We start from the raw sequence: 14,590 nt of genomic DNA, 5'->3' as shown, positions 1-14,590 counted from the left end.
TCCAACCATGACCGCCGCCTTCGATCCGCGGACCCCGGCAGCCGAGCGCTGCCCCAGCTATTACAGCGCCACCCTGAACCAGGAAACTCACTACCCGACCCTGCAAGGCACCCATCAAGTGGATGTGGTGATCATCGGCGGCGGTTTCACCGGCGTCGCCACCGCCGTGGAGCTGGCCGAGCGCGGCCTGAAAGTGGCCCTTGTCGAAAGCCACAAGATCGGTTGGGGCGCCACCGGGCGCAACGGCGGGCAAGTGACCGGCAGCCTGTCCGGCGATGCCGCGATGCGCAAGCAGATGCGCGACAGCCTGGGCGAGGAAGTCGATGACTTCATCTGGCAACTGCGCTGGCGCGGGCACCGGATCATCCAGCAGCGAGTGGAGAAATACGCCATTGCCTGCGACCTCAAGCACGGCCACTTGCATGCCGCCTACAAGCCCAGCCACTTGCCGGGCCTGCGTGCCGACTACGAAGAGGCCGTGCGCCGCGGCATGGGCGACGAGGTCAGCCTGCTGGACCGGGCCCAGGTGCGTGGCCTGCTGGAAAGCGACCTGTACCACGGCGCGATCAAGAACACCCGCAACCTGCACCTGCATCCATTGAACCTGTGCCTCGGCGAGGCCCGCGCCGCCGAGAGCCTGGGCACGCTGATCTTCGAACACAGCGAGGTGCTGCAGATTGTCCACGGCGAGCGTCCGGCGGTGATCACCGCCCAGGGGCGCATCGACGCCAACCAGGTGCTGCTGGCCGGCGATGTCTACCACAAGCTGGAGCCGGCGAAACTCAAGGGCAAGATCTTCCCGGCCATGGGCGGCATCGTCACCACCGAGCCGCTGGGTGACCTGGCCAAGCGCCTGAACCCCGAGGACCTGGCGGTCTACGATTGCCGCTTCGTCCTCGACTACTACCGCATGACCGCCGACGGCCGCCTGCTGTTCGGCGGTGGCGCCAACTACAGCGGCAAGGATTCCCGGGATATCGCCGGCGAGCTGCGCCCGTGCATCGAGCGCACCTTCCCGGCGCTCCAGGGCGTGGCCATCGACTTCCAGTGGAGCTGCGCCATGGGCATCGTGATCAACCGCATCCCGCAACTGGGCAAGCTCTCGGACAACGTCTGGTACTGCCAGGGCTACTCCGGCCATGGCGTCGCCACCAGCCACATCATGGGCGAGATCATGGCCGAGGCCTTGACCGGGCACCTCGGTCACTACGACACCTTCGCCGCCTGCCAGCACATCCGCGTGCCCTTCGGCGACCTGCTGGGCAACCCGATGCTGGCGGCCGGCATGTGGTACTACCAGATGCTGGAGAAACTGCGCTGAGGCAGCCCCGGGGTTCGCTCAGTAACCCCGCCAGGCTGACTCGCCCCTTGCCCCGCGAAAGCGATCCGGGCCGCAGTTCGGGGCAAAAAAAGCCCTCCGAAGAGAGTCGGTGGATTACACCTGAATCTGCGGCCACCGCATTCGATCAGCGACTTGCCGTGCCTTGAAAACACGCCAGACGTGGTAGATTCGCCCACCGGCCACCCGCGCCGCATGTTCAGAGAATCAGCCATGAACCACCTGTTGTACCAGGGCGGCTGCCTGTGCGGGCAGGTCCGCTTCGAGGCCCGGGGCCCGGCCGCCAATCCCCATACCTGCTCCTGCACACTGTGCCAGCGGCACAGCGGTGCATTGACCCTGGCCTGGGTCGAGTTCCCCAGCACCCAGGTGCGCTGGACCGGCCCCGCAGGCGTCCCTGCGACCTTCAGATCGTCGGACTATTCAAGCCGGGCGTTCTGCCGGGAATGCGGCAGCTCCCTGGGGGCCATCGACGATCAGCCGACCATTGCCCTGCTCCTGGGCTGCTTCGACGAAAACCGCGACCCGGCCCTGATGCCGGACAGCCATTCGTTCAGCGACCGCTGGCCCGAGGGCTGGGAGCCTGTGCCGGCGACGCAAGAGAAAGACAGCCAGCATGAGTGAAACACCGTCCCACTGCAGCGCCCCCCTGGCCTCGAATGTCTGGACCTGGTACGGCCAGGACCAGTACCGAAAGATCATCCTGCTGGGAGAGCTGGGCCCGGCCCTGGAGTTCCTGGCCGCGGAGGCCGACCGCCAGCGCACGGAGGTCGGTTGCTGCGCCGAGTGTGGCCTGTGGTCCAACCACCTGGATTATCTCGAGGGCTTCGTGAAGCACTTTCCGGCGTACCTGGCGCCCACTCTGCATCCGCGCCTGCAGGCCCTGTTGAGCGGCTGTGAAGCGCTGTGCCGAGAGGCCTACGGGGTGACGCTGGAGGACAACGGCTTCAAACACCCGCAATGGCTGCCCCTGCGCCAAGAGGCGCGTGAGTTGCTGGGCATGCTGGGTTGGCAGGACGTGCGCGAACATATGCCCGAGCTGCTTGAAGAGTGCCGGGCGAGCTTGAGGAAATGGCCGGACTGAAGGGCTTGTGCCGGGGTTGGCAGAGCGCCTACAGGGCTGGGGGTAATGAAGCAGGAGCCAGCTTGCCGGCAAAGGCGCTCTAACGGACTTCATTCGCTGGCAAGCCAGCGCCTGCAAGCTGGGGGTGACGGGGTAGGAGCCGGCTTGCCGGCGAAGGCACCCTTGCGGGCCTCATTCGCTGGCAAGTCAGCCCCTGCAAGCTGGGGTGACGGGGTAGGAGCCGGCTTGCCGGCGAAGGCACCCTTGCGGGCCTCATTCGCTGGCAAGTCAGCCCCTGCAAGCTGGGGTGACGGGGTAGGAGCCGGCTTGCCGGCGAAGGCGCTCTTGCGGGCCTCATTCGCTGGCAAGTCAGCCCCTGCAGACTGGGGGTAACGGGGTAGGAGCCGGCTTGCCGGCGAAGGCGTCGGGTCAGGCGGGAGTACGTGGCAAGGCGCGTTTGTGGGCGGTGCGCCGGTAGGCGCTTTCAATCAGTTGCCGCACGCTATCGGGCACCGGTTGGCCCATCAGGTAGGCGTCGATTTCTTCGTAGCTGCAACCATAGGCGTCTTCGTCCAGCTTGCCCGGAGCCAGCTCTTCAAGGTCCGCCGTGGGCGCCTTGCGTACCAGGTGTGCGGGAGCGCCCAGGGCATCGGCGAGCATCCGCACCTGGCTCTTGGTCAGCCCCGAGAGCGGTGCCAGGTCGCAGGCGCCATCACCGTACTTGGTGAAGAATCCCATCAGTGCCTCGGCGCCATGGTCAGTGCCCACCACCAGGCCGTTGCTGAAGTTGGCAATCGCGTACTGGGCCAGCATCCGCGCCCGGGCCTTGACGTTGCCCTTGGCAAAATCCGTCAGGGCTGCCGAAGGTTGCAGGCCGTCGATCCGTACCTGGGCCATCAGCCCATCGACGCAGTCGCCAATGTTGCTGGTGGTGATCTGGTCCGGGCCGATGAAATCCAGGGACGCCTGGGCGTCTTGTTCGTCGGCCTGGATCCTGTAGGGCAAGCGCACCGCTATAAATTGCGCCTCCCGTCCTGCCTCCCGCCACTGTTCCACCGCCAGTTGGCACAGACGCCCGACTGTCAGTGAATCGACGCCGCCGCTGATGCCCAACACCAGGGTCTGGCAGCCCGAGTCCTCCAGTACCTGCTTGATGAAGTCGATGCGCCGGGCGATCTCCGCGCCCTCGCCGCCCGGCACCAGTTGCCGGTCGATACCCAGTTCCCGGGCAATGCGCGCTTGGGTTTGACTGCTCATATCAGGCCTCCAGGGGCGAGTGGGCAAGGTTGACGTTGAACACTTGGGCCGCGTACTTGAGGAACGATGGGTCTTCGCAGACGTTCTTGATCGGGTCGTCGGAGAACTTCACCACCGGCTCGCCATGCACCTGCACCAGTTTCATCACGATGCTCAGCGGCTCGACGCCTTCGACATCGCAGGCCAGGCTGGTGCCCATGCCGAAACCGAACTTCGCCTGGCCGCGCACGTGGCGCAGGATCGGCAGGCATTTCTCGAAGTTCAGGCCGTCGGAGAACATCAGGTCCTTGGTCCTGGGGTCGATGCCCAGCTCGCGGTAGCGGCCCAGGACCTTGTCGGCCCATTGGATCGGGTCCCCGGAATCCTGGCGCAGGCCGTCGTACAGCTTGGCGAAGTACAGGTCGAAGTCCTTAAGAAAAAAGTCGGTGCTGATGCAATCGGTCAGGGCGATGCCCAGGCGGCCGCGGTATTCGCGAACCCAGTTCTCCAGCGCGGCGTTCTGGCTTTCCCGCAGGCGTCCCAGTTGCTGGTGCACCATCAGCCATTGGTGGGCCATGGTGCCGATCAGCGGCAGGTCGAACTCATAGGCCAGGTGGGCGTTGCTGGTGCCGACGAAGACCCCGGGGAAATCGCTGCGCATGATCTTCACCACTTCGCGCTGGGCCTTGAACGACAGGCGCCGACGGGTGGAAAAGTCCGAGACGCGGAACTCGGCGAGCTCTTCCCGGCTGGCGTTTTTCTCCAGCCATTCGAATTTCTGGTAGAGCCGGCGGGTCACGTCTGCCAGCTCCACATCGGGGTATTTATCGCGGTTGCGCAACTCGCTGACCATGGCCAGCACCGGCTGCTCGAACATGATGCAGTGCAACATCGGCCCGCGGACGCGGATGCTCAACTGGCCGTCGATCGTGCTCACGTGGATGTAGCGCAGATTGAAGCGGAACAGGCCGAGGAACTGTTCGAAGTCCGGGGTCAGGTACTCGCGGAACTTGCGGTTGAACAGGAAGCGCTGCTCGCCCTCGCGCATCTGCAGATTGGCCAGTTTCTCCAGCTCTTGGCGGATCTGTGGGATCAGGTGCACCAGGGACTCTTTGGAACGGACGATGAACTGGTACTCGACATCGACATTGGGGTGCTGGTGCAGTACCGCCTGCATCATGGTGAAGGTGTAGTAGTCGGTGTCCAGCAAGCTCTGGATGACACCGTTGTTGCGATCGAATGCACTTTCCATGGGGCTTTCCTTAAACGCTGGCCAATCTGGCGGTTTCTTCACGAGTCGCGGCGACCGCGATGCCCGCTTGCTGCATGTCCTGTATGGCCTGGGTGGCGCCTGCCTCGCTGATGGCACGGCAGGCCGGCAGGTGCAGGATTACCTTGAAACCGGCGGCGGCCAGTTGCAGGGCGGTGGTCTTGACGCAGAAGTCCAGGGCCAGGCCGCCGACGATCACCCGTTGCACGCCCTGGCTGTTGAGGTACTCGATGACCCCGGTGGACAGCTTGCCGTGCAGGTCGTGGTAGCAAGCGCCGTAGGGGTGCAGGTCCGGCTCCACGCCCTTCCATACGAAGTAGTCGTAGTCATAGGGCGTAGGCAGCTCGTCCAGCAAGGTGAAACCTTCGGTGCCCGGTACGCAGTGGCTGACCCAGGTCAGGTCGGCGTGTTCCAGGCCGGTGGGCTGGAGCATCTGCTGGTGCTCGGCCACCACCCAGGGCGCCTGGGGGCTGTGGGCGTCCTTGCTGCCGATGCGCAGGCTGGCCAGGGTCGCCATGAAATTCAGCTCGCCACCGATGCGCTCGCCCTCGGCCACCGGCAACTCGTCCGGGCACAGCGGGGTGAAGCTTTTTTGCGCATCGACATCGAAGGAAGCGGTCTTCATCACGGGACTGTTCATGGGGGTTCTCTCCTCTGCATGGAACAAAAGGTACACGTCATGTACTTTCAGTGCAAGCCATCCACCAAGTTTTTTATCGGCTTAAACAACAACCCCAACCAAATAGGAATATGAACAAGGTTATTCCCCAGACACAAAACCGATGATAAGGTACATGTCGTGTACTAATAGAGAGAAAGCCGATGTTTGAACTGGCGCTTTACGGCGGTGCCTTCAACCCGCCCCATGCCGGCCATGCCCGGGTGATGCTCGAAGCCGCCCGGCATGCCCGGCGAGTGCTGGTGGTCCCCAGCTTCCGCCATCCGGATGGCAAACAGATGGCCGATTTCAGGCAAAGAACCCGCTGGTTGCAGGCCATCACCGCCCACCTGCAACCCGAGAGTCCGGCGGAACTGGCGGTGAGCCGCCTGGAACAGCAACTGGCCCTGGCCGATCCCGGCCCGGTCTACAGCTACACCCTGCTGCAACGCCTGGCGGACGACCTGGCCCTGGATGGCAAGCGCATCGCCCTGGTGGTGGGCAACGACGTGGCTCAGCAACTGCCCAGGTTCCATCGCGGCGAAGAGCTGCTGCGGCGCTTCTCCATCCTGTGCATCGCAGAACAGCCCGGGGTGCGCAGCAGCGTCCTGCGCCAATGCCTGGCCCGCGGCGAAACACCGCCCAGTCAATGGCTGGCTCCGGGGATGAATCCGCTAAACTACGGCCTCTACGCCGTCCACGGAAATTGATATGCACCACCGTCCTCCCCTCCCCAGCGCCTACCTGCACACCATCGACCTGTGCCTGCTGCGCTACAACCGCGAGCGCGGCGAGCTGGAAATCCTGCTGCACCAACGGGACACCGAACCCTTCGCCGGGCACTGGGCGTTGCCGGGCATCGTGGTCAACGGCGATGTCGAGGACCGCAGCCTGAACGATGCCGTGGAGCGTCTGCGGCGCTCGGCCAAGGTCGACCTGCCGGTGGCCTGGATGGAACAGGTGGGCACAGTTGGCGACGCCTTTCGCGACCCCCGTTGCTGGTCGTCCTCGACCTTCTACCTGGGGATTGTCAGCGACCCCGTGGAGCCTGCCGCGCAGCAGGGGTTCTTCGCCCTCGCCGAGGTCGCCAGCGGTGCCTTCAAGCTGCCCTTCGACCACAACAGCCTGGTGGCCCAGGCCCATGAGCGATTGCTGTCCAAATCCCTGTACAGCAGCCTGCCGCTGATGTTTCTCGGCAACGAGTTCAGCGCCCCGGAAGCGGTGAACATCTTCTCCCTGGTGCTGCAGCGGCCGGTGCTCAAGACCAGCATCCGCCAGCGCCTGCTGAAGATGACCGAGGCCGCCTACCTGCGTGAAACCGGGCGCAAGAAAAGCGGCGACGGCGGCCGGCCACAGGCCACCGTGGAACACCTCAAGCCTGGCGAACTGTACTTGTTCGATCGTTGTTTTCTGGAGTGATACCCCCCATGAGTTCCATCCCCGACAACCAGTGCCTGCTGGAAACCCCCTACTTCAAGGTGGTCCGCGAACAGGGCTATTTCATCATCAAGGAAGCCCAGGCGGTGAACGGTGTAGTGGCCGTGCCGACCCTGGCCGATGGCCGGCTGATGCTGGTGGACCTCAGGCGCCGGGCCATCGGCGGCCAGTCCATCGAGTTTCCCCGAGGCGCCATCGACGCCGGGGAAACGCCCTGCGCGGCCGCCGCTCGGGAATTGCTGGAAGAGACCGGCTGGCAGGCCACGGCGGTACGCCAGCTGGGGCTGCTGCACAGCAATACTTCGCTGATCGCCAGCGCGGTCGCGGTGTGCCAGGTGCAGATCGCCGAGCAGGATGGCGCCGCTACCGATGGCGAAGTCGACGCGCTGCTGTGGGTCAGCCGCCAGGAGCTGCTGGCGATGGTTGCCGCCGGCAAGATCACCGATGGGCACACCCTGTCGGCGGCGCTGATGCTGCTGGCCAGCGAGTCGGCCTAGGTTCTGTCGACCTCTGGCCGGCCCCATTTCTCCAGGGCGAAATCGACGAAGCTGCGCAGCTTGGGCAGGCGGTAACGGTCCTGGGCATACAACAAGTGCATCGCCCGCAGGGGCAACTGGTAGTCCTGCAGCACCGGCACCAGCCGTCCCTGTTGCAGGTCCTCCTCCACCAGTGCGTCGGGCATCATCACCAGCCCCAGGCCGCCTCGCGCTGCGCGGTGCAGGCCGGACGAGGTGTTGGTCAGCAATGAACCGGACACCGGAATCAGCAGGTCGCCCTCGGGCCCGCGCAGAGGCCATTGGGTGGCCGTGGAACTCCACTCGTCACCAGCCGGATAGGCGAACGCCAGGCAGTTGTGCTGGCGCAGGTCGTCCGGCACTTGAGGAGTGCCACACCGTTCCAGGTAGGCCGGCGCTGCGCAGATGGTCAGGGTGTAGTCCTGCAGGGGCCGGGCGATCAGCGAGGCGGTGTCCAGGCTACCCAGGCGGATGGCCACATCGAAGGTACCGTCGCTCAGGTCGAAGCGCTGGTTGGCCAGGGTCAGCTCCACCTTGACCAGGGGGCAGCGCTGGAGGAATTCGCTCAGGGCCGGGGCCAGGCGCTCGGTGCCGAAGGTCAAGGGCGCAGTGATGCGCAAGGTGCCGGAAGGCTGGTCCTGGACCTGCTCCGCCAAGCGCTCGGAATCCGCCACCAACCCCAGCACCGCCAGGCAGCGCTGGTAGTACTCGGTACCGAACTCGGTCAGGCGCTGGCGGCGGGTGGTGCGGTTGAGCAGGCGCAGCCCCAGGCGCTGCTCCAGGGCCTTGAGGTGATTGCCCACCATGGTGGTGGACAGGCCGCATTCACGGGCCGCCGCGGTCATGTTGCCCGCCTCCACCACCTTGACGTACACCGACATCGCCTGGAACAGATCCATTATCAACCCTGACTTGAAGATGATTAAAGAAATGACGAGTTTATCTAGCTCCGGTGGCTAACGATACTGGCGCCACACCCACCCGAGATGGAGTTACCCGCCATGAGCGCCGCCTGCCTGATGAGCACCTACCAGCCCCTGTCCCTGAGCTTTTGCAAGGGCCTGGGCACCCGACTCTGGGACCAGGCCGGCCGCGAATACCTGGACGCCATCGCCGGCGTGGCGGTGACCGGAGTCGGCCATTCCCACCCCCGGCTGGTCAGCGCCATCAGCGAACAGGCCGGCCTGCTGCTGCACACCTCCAACCTGTACAACATCGACTGGCAGCAGCAACTGGCGGCCAGGCTGACGGCCCTGGCCGGCATGGACCGGGCCTTCTTCAACAACTCCGGGGCCGAGGCCAACGAAACCGCGCTCAAGCTGGCGCGCCTTCACGGCTGGCACAAGGGCATCGAGCAACCGCTGGTGGTGGTCATGGAGAACGGGTTCCACGGTCGTACCCTGGGCACCCTGTCGGCCAGCGACGGGCCGGCGGTGCGCCTGGCCTACGGTCAGTTGCCGGGGGATTTCCTCAAGGTGCCGTTCGGTGACCTGGCGGCCCTGGAGGCCGCCGCTGCCGAGCATGGCCCACGGATCAGCGCGGTGCTGATGGAACCGGTCCAGGGCGAGAGCGGCATCCAGCTGGCACCCGCGGGCTACCTCAAAGCCCTGCGTGAACTCTGCACCCGGCGCAACTGGCTGCTGATGCTCGACGAGATCCAGAGCGGCATCGGTCGCAGTGGTCGCTGGTTCGCCTGCCAGCACGAAGGCGTGGTGCCGGACGTGATGACCCTGGCCAAGGGCCTGGGCAACGGCATCCCTATCGGCGCCTGCCTGGCCCGGGGCAAGGCCGCCCAGTTGTTCACCCCGGGCAGCCACGGCAGCACCTTTGGTGGCAATCCCCTGGCCTGCCGGGTGGCCTGCACGGTGCTGGAGATCATCGAGGAGCAAGGCCTGCTGGCCAACGCCGAGCGTCAGGGTGCGCTGCTCCTGCGGCGGCTGGGCGAAGAACTCAAGGGGCATCCCGGGGTGCTGCAGATTCGCGGCCTGGGACTGATGATCGGCATCGACCTGGCCAGCCCGGCCAGTGGCCTGGTGCAGATCGCCGCCCGGGACCACGGCCTGCTGATCAACGTCACCCGGGGCAGGACCATCCGCCTGCTGCCACCGCTGGTGATCGACGAGTCGGAAGTGGAAATGATCGTTCACGGCCTGTGCCAGACCCTGAACCAGCTGTGAGCCAGGCCGTCCGCCCCGCGGACAGACCACCGGGGCACGGGCCAGGCCCGCCCCCGGCAAGCCTGTTCAGTCGTCCAGGGCCTTGGGCGCGGCAGCCGGCTTGGCCGCTTTGCCGGCCTTGGCATTGGCCGGCTTGGCTTCCGGCTCGGGGGCCGGGGCTGGGGCGGCGGCCTGCTTCTCGGTGGCCGGCAGTTGGTCGACGGCAGCGAACACTTCCTTGAGCTCGATGGCCCCGGAGTGCTCGAGCTTCTTCTCGCCGTCCTTGCCCACCAGGATCACCTTGGTCTGGCCGCTCGCCCCCAGTTTGAGGCTGCGGATCAGGGCCATGGTGGATTGCGGGTCGATGTCCTTGCCGTCGCGCTGGCCGATGGTGTTGATCACCGTGTACAGGACCATGTTGCGTTCGTTGAAGGCTTGACGGGTGGCCGGTTCGTCCAGGGACTTCTTCAGGCTCACCAGGGTCGGGTCCACGGTGCTGGGGGCGATCACGATCAGCGGCCGGGACTTGCCCAGGTCCTGGGTCAAGGGGCCATCGTTATCGGCAGCCAGGATGGGACCGGCAACAGCCAGCAGAGTAGCGAGGGTCAATGACCGAATGAACATGCGTCTCTCCTTATGTTTTCCACGCTGTAATGATTGCGCATTGCGAGAAAAGGTCCAGGCCGGGACTCAAAATCTGACATTTTTTTGGCCGCGACCGCGCCGCTTCCCTCCCCACCTGCCCACGCCGCACCCGACAAGGGCTGCAGCCATTTGCGCGGCGACCCGCGAACTGTTCGCAGCAAGGTTTTGTTGCATTTAGCCCGGATTCCGCCGCTGGAACAGCCGCGCAGGTCCAGGGTTCCCATGCTCGGCCTCACGGCAAACCATCACTGGGATCGCTCACGGGATCCAGGCGACTCGACCTGTCAACAGCGCAACGGGTAGCACTCCCTAGTGCCTGGAAGACACTGATGCAGCGAGTGCCAATTGCCACCGAGTGCACAGTTTTATAGTTGAGTGAATATTGCAAAAGACAATCATCGTCAACGCAAGATCACTGGTGGTCAACTTGCAACACTGCCATTGAAGTGATACTTGCCAACACTCTCGATATGTCCGCACCGGCCACGAAGCGACTGGACAATTACAACTTCCAACAATGGAGTTGAATGTACAGCGCGTCATTTTTTGAACGCCAGAAAACAGGCAGGCAATAAGCCAGAACCGCAGTCTATAGCCCTCGCCCTCCTTTGCCCGGGTAAGCTAACCCAGGCTCGGAGCCCACCGAGAACAACCGGCGACACAGTAGCGAATACTTATCCGGACCACGAAGTAGCACAGGGCATATCGAACTTGTTCGAATATTGACCTGAAACAAATATTCACGACACCGAACTACTTGTTCTTTGATTGCCCGTCGAACTATAGTGCGGCGCGGCACGGACAGCCTGTTACAAGATAATTATCACACCGGCAACTCGTTACATTCCCGAACACTATCCCACTACGGATTTTTTCGAATGAGCGTCCGATCCCGATGATTCCCCTTCTCGTCTGCGATGACTCGAGCATGGCCAGAAAGCAGGTACTGCGTACCCTGCCCAGCGAGTGGCGGGTGTCCGTGACCCAGGCCAGCAACGGGCGGGAGGGCCTTGAAGCCCTGCGCCGCGGATTGGGAAAGGTGGCGCTGCTGGACCTGACCATGCCGGTGATGGACGGCTACCAGGTGTTGAGCGCGGTGCAGGAAGAAGGCATCGACGCGCAGATCATCGTCATCTCCGGCGACGTGCAGGAAGAAGCCGTGCGCCGCACCCGCGAGCTCGGGGCCCGGGCCTTCCTCAAGAAGCCCTTCGATCCGCAGCAACTGCGTGAGTTGCTCAACCAACTGCAACTGCTGGACAGCGCCGACTCACCGCTCACCCCGCACCTGTCGCCGGCCCCGCTGGTGAGCTTTCGCGATGCCTTCCGGGAAACCGTGAATGTCTCCATGGGCTACGCCGCGGCGCTGATCGCCAGGGTCCTGGACGTCTTCGTGCACTTGCCCATTCCCCACGTCAATGTGCTGGAAGCCGGCGAGTTGCAGATGCTCCTGGCCGACGCCAATCGCGCCCGGCAACTGACCGCCATCTGCCAGAGCTACATCGGCAGCGGCATCGCCGGCGAGGCGCTGCTGATGTTCTACGACTCGGAGGTGGCCGACATCGCCCAGTTGATGGAGCAAGGCACCGATCCCTACCAGGAAATGGAAGTGCTGATCGACCTGTCCAGCGTGCTGATCGGCGCTTGCCTGAGCAGCATCGCCGACCAGTTGGACGTGTTCTTCTCCGTCGGCCATCCCCAGGTCCTGGGGGAGCACACCAGCATCGACGAGTTGATCGTGCTCAACCAGCAACGCTGGAAAACCACCCAGGCGGTGGAGATCAGCTACAGCCTGGAGGAGCAGAACATTCACTTTGACCTGTTGCTGTTGTTCACCGAGGGTTCCATGGCCTTGCTGGAACAGAAACTCGCCTACCTGATGAATTGAGCCATGCCCAGACGAATGGATTTCAGTGAGTTGCACTGGTTGCTGGCGGTGGTCCAGAGCATCGACGTGGGGATCGTGGTGCTCGACCTCGAGTGCCGGGTCCAGGTGTGGAACAGCTTCATGGAAAACCGCTCCGGGGTGCCGTCGAAACAGGCCATCGACTGCTCGTTCTTCGAGCTGTTCCCCGAAGTCGAGCGGCCCTGGTTCAGCCGCAAGGTCGGGCGTGTGGTAGCCCTCGGCACGCCAGCCTTCACCATCTGGAAACAGCGGCCGTACCTGGTGCGCTTCAAGAACTACCAGCCGATCACCGGCCAGGGCGAGTTCATGTACCAGAACACCACGCTGCTTCCGCTGCGCTCCGCCAACAGCGAGATCCATCATGTGTGCCTGGTGATCTATGACCTCACCGATGTGGCGATCAACAGCCTGGCACTGCAGAAGGCCAACCAGCAGCTGCAGCACCTGTCGCGCACCGATCACCTGACCCAGCTGTACAACCGCGGCCACTGGGAACAGCGCCTGCAGTTCGAGTACAGCCGCCACGGCCATGGCATCGCCCTGCTGATGCTGGACATCGACCACTTCAAGTCGATCAACGACCGCTACGGCCACCAGGCCGGCGATGCGGTGATCAAGCGCCTGTCGGAGCTGATCCACGAGCACGTGCGCGACAGCGACGTGGCCGGGCGCTATGGCGGCGAAGAGTTCGCCATCCTGCTGCCCCACACCGACCTCGCCGGGGCCCGCACCCTGGCCGAGCGCCTGCGCCAGTCAGTGCAAGCCCAGAGGGTCCTGCACAACGACCAGGCCATCGCCTTCACCATCAGCCTGGGCATCGCCTGCCTCGATCGGCCATCGCGGGATCATCGCTGCCTGATCGAATGGGCCGACCAGGCGCTGTATGCCTCCAAGCACGCCGGGCGCAATTGCGTGAGCACCTACGCGCCCTGAGCCGCGGGCGGGGTGCATCGAATCCCTGCGACGGGATAGACTGCGGCCCTTTGCGGTCCATCCAGGGGCCGCACTGCCCCTCTCTGACGCTACAAGGAGTCCTGCGCAGATGGCCGATTCGAGCCCCCCACTGTCCCCGCAACAACAATGGCATCGCGCCGTGATGATCTATGCCAAAGGCGTCAATCGCTACGTCGAGGCCGGCAACCGCGAAGGCTGGAAAGGCCTGAAAGAACCCTACATGCCGCGCACCGAGAAGCTGCTGGAGGCCTGGCAGGCCGCCCTGGAAGAAAGCAACCGGGGCGGCCACGACCCGGCCCGGCGGGCAGCCTTTCGCCAGGACTGGCCGCCGGCGCACTTCCCGCTGTCGCCACTCCTGGATCAACAGGGACAGATGATCCCGGCCCTGGCCCTGCTCGACGACGGCAGCCTGCTGGCACGCATCGGCGCGCCCTACCAGGCCGGTTCCGTGGTGCATATCGCTGACGGCCAGAGCCAGGTGCTGGAGCAGGTGGAGTTTTTTGGTGTGTGCCCGCAGCGGCGCTATTTCGCCTGGGGCCGGGCCGAAGGAATCCAGGTCACCGATGGCTGGAACGGCCCGCAGGTGGCCAGCCTGGCCTGGCCAGACCCGCTGGCCGGCCTGCCCGAAGGCCTGGAACTGGAAGCTCGTGAACGCCCCAACCCCAGCGCGCTGATCCCCTTCCCCGATGGTCGCCGGGTGTTGCTGGTAAGCGCCGACGGCATCTTCGTGCTGCACGCCGAAGGCGCCACCCGGCTGCTGCGGCGCCTGGAAGACATAGAGCAGGACCTGAAGGACGGCGTGGTCGCCGATGACCTGAACATCGGCCTGTGCATGGAGCACGGCGCGGTGTCCCCGGACGGCCAGTGGATCGCCGTAGGCGAACAGTGCGGCTCGCACCTGGTGTACGACGCCCAACTGCGACTGGTGGCACAGATCGGCCCGGGCAGCGAGTACCCGCACTTCGCCTGTTTCAACCGGCGCGGCGATCGCCTGCTGCTCAATGCCTGCCACTTCTATAACGGTGCCAGCCTGGGGGTGGCGGTGGCCGACCTGCCGGGGCTGTCCACCGATTTCTACAGCGACGACCCGCGCACCCCGGTGCTGCAGGACGGCGCCCGGGTGTACGCCGCCACGTCCCGGGGCGACGAGTTCATCATCGGCGATGCCTACGGCTACCTGCGGGCCTTCAGCGAAACCGGCGAGGACCGCTGGCAGCACTATGTCGGTTCGAGCTTCAGCGCCATGGACATCAGCCCCGACGGCAAGACCCTGGTGGCCGCGACCTATGCCGGGATCATCGTCAGGATCGCCCTGGACACCGCTCGCCCGGACTGGCAGATCGGCACCGGCGAGCACCATGAGGTGGAGCGCTGGCTGTTCTGGAAGGACTTCGCCCAGCCCCTGCAGTGGTAG

The 14,590-nt window shown here is 64.7% G+C and carries 15 protein-coding genes; 10 read left to right on the top strand and 5 right to left on the bottom strand.

Annotation, left to right across the window (positions count from 1 at the left end; all coding sequences use genetic code 11):
- Positions 1 to 7 precede the first annotated feature (7 nt).
- From ACZ5BO_RS14495 to ACZ5BO_RS14485, 3 genes are all read left to right on the top strand, one after another.
- A complete protein-coding gene (locus tag ACZ5BO_RS14495; protein ID WP_464700603.1) occupies positions 8 to 1,321 on the top strand; it encodes an NAD(P)/FAD-dependent oxidoreductase in 1,314 nt (437 codons plus the stop codon).
- 231 nt (positions 1,322 to 1,552) lie between these two features.
- Complete coding sequence (locus tag ACZ5BO_RS14490) at positions 1,553 to 1,963, top strand: GFA family protein (RefSeq protein ID WP_025131302.1); 411 nt, start codon at positions 1,553 to 1,555, stop codon at positions 1,961 to 1,963.
- On the top strand, positions 1,956 to 2,423 hold the full coding sequence (locus ACZ5BO_RS14485; protein WP_025131303.1) for a hypothetical protein: 468 nt from the start codon (positions 1,956 to 1,958) through the stop codon (positions 2,421 to 2,423). The genes ACZ5BO_RS14490 and ACZ5BO_RS14485 overlap by 8 nt, the downstream gene beginning before the upstream one ends.
- Before the next feature lie 408 nt (positions 2,424 to 2,831).
- Here ACZ5BO_RS14485 and nadE read toward each other — a convergent pair whose 3' ends face one another.
- From nadE to ACZ5BO_RS14470, 3 genes are read right to left on the bottom strand one after another with little or no spacing between them, the layout of a single operon-like run.
- Positions 2,832 to 3,659 carry an ammonia-dependent NAD(+) synthetase gene (nadE, locus tag ACZ5BO_RS14480; protein WP_464700600.1) on the bottom strand — a complete coding sequence of 276 codons (828 nt, stop codon included), beginning with the start codon at positions 3,657 to 3,659 and terminating at the stop codon, positions 2,832 to 2,834.
- Position 3,660: 1 nt separating this feature from the next.
- A complete protein-coding gene (gene pncB / locus ACZ5BO_RS14475; protein ID WP_464700598.1) occupies positions 3,661 to 4,890 on the bottom strand; it encodes a nicotinate phosphoribosyltransferase in 1,230 nt (409 codons plus the stop codon).
- A 10-nt stretch (positions 4,891 to 4,900) separates the two neighbouring features.
- A complete protein-coding gene (locus ACZ5BO_RS14470) occupies positions 4,901 to 5,548 on the bottom strand; it encodes a nicotinamidase (protein WP_025131305.1) in 648 nt (215 codons plus the stop codon).
- Between the two features lie 182 nt (positions 5,549 to 5,730).
- Between ACZ5BO_RS14470 and ACZ5BO_RS14465 the strand changes: the two genes are divergently transcribed.
- From ACZ5BO_RS14465 to ACZ5BO_RS14455, 3 genes are read left to right on the top strand one after another with little or no spacing between them, the layout of a single operon-like run.
- Positions 5,731 to 6,276, top strand: a complete 546-nt coding sequence (locus ACZ5BO_RS14465) for an adenylyltransferase/cytidyltransferase family protein (RefSeq protein WP_464700595.1) — start codon at positions 5,731 to 5,733, stop codon at positions 6,274 to 6,276.
- 1 nt (position 6,277) lies between these two features.
- Positions 6,278 to 6,985: an NUDIX hydrolase gene (locus ACZ5BO_RS14460; protein WP_464700593.1), complete on the top strand. Its 708-nt coding sequence runs from the start codon at positions 6,278 to 6,280 to the stop codon at positions 6,983 to 6,985.
- Between the two features lie 8 nt (positions 6,986 to 6,993).
- Positions 6,994 to 7,500, top strand: coding sequence for an NUDIX hydrolase (locus tag ACZ5BO_RS14455; protein WP_025131308.1), 507 nt, complete (start codon positions 6,994 to 6,996; stop codon positions 7,498 to 7,500).
- On the opposite strand, the gene ACZ5BO_RS14450 is transcribed toward ACZ5BO_RS14455, so the two are convergent.
- Positions 7,497 to 8,417, bottom strand: a complete 921-nt coding sequence (locus ACZ5BO_RS14450; RefSeq protein WP_025131309.1) for a LysR family transcriptional regulator — start codon at positions 8,415 to 8,417, stop codon at positions 7,497 to 7,499. The genes ACZ5BO_RS14455 and ACZ5BO_RS14450 overlap by 4 nt on opposite strands.
- A 102-nt stretch (positions 8,418 to 8,519) precedes the next feature.
- Here ACZ5BO_RS14450 and ACZ5BO_RS14445 point away from each other — a divergent pair, with 102 nt between their 5' ends.
- The gene (locus ACZ5BO_RS14445; RefSeq protein ID WP_025131310.1) at positions 8,520 to 9,695 is read left to right on the top strand and encodes an aspartate aminotransferase family protein; all 1,176 of its coding nucleotides are present in this window, start codon (positions 8,520 to 8,522) and stop codon (positions 9,693 to 9,695) included.
- A gap of 66 nt (positions 9,696 to 9,761) precedes the next feature.
- On the opposite strand, the gene ACZ5BO_RS14440 is transcribed toward ACZ5BO_RS14445, so the two are convergent.
- A complete protein-coding gene (locus tag ACZ5BO_RS14440; protein WP_464700590.1) occupies positions 9,762 to 10,298 on the bottom strand; it encodes a DUF4174 domain-containing protein in 537 nt (178 codons plus the stop codon).
- A 916-nt stretch (positions 10,299 to 11,214) separates the two neighbouring features.
- On the opposite strand from ACZ5BO_RS14440, the gene ACZ5BO_RS14435 reads away from it, so the two are divergent.
- The 3 genes from ACZ5BO_RS14435 (at position 11,215) to ACZ5BO_RS14425 (ending at position 14,590) form a co-directional block, all read left to right on the top strand.
- Positions 11,215 to 12,204, top strand: coding sequence for a response regulator (locus ACZ5BO_RS14435; protein WP_025131312.1), 990 nt, complete (start codon positions 11,215 to 11,217; stop codon positions 12,202 to 12,204).
- 3 nt (positions 12,205 to 12,207) lie between these two features.
- Positions 12,208 to 13,155 (top strand): sensor domain-containing diguanylate cyclase, encoded by a 948-nt coding sequence (locus ACZ5BO_RS14430; protein WP_025131313.1) that lies wholly within the window; start codon positions 12,208 to 12,210, stop codon positions 13,153 to 13,155.
- A 109-nt stretch (positions 13,156 to 13,264) separates the two neighbouring features.
- Positions 13,265 to 14,590: a hypothetical protein gene (locus ACZ5BO_RS14425; RefSeq protein WP_464700587.1), complete on the top strand. Its 1,326-nt coding sequence runs from the start codon at positions 13,265 to 13,267 to the stop codon at positions 14,588 to 14,590.

Source organism: Pseudomonas sp. FFPRI_1, assembly GCF_055384485.1.
Note: the sequence above shows the minus strand (reverse complement) of the source record. Positions and strands in the feature narration are given on the sequence as shown.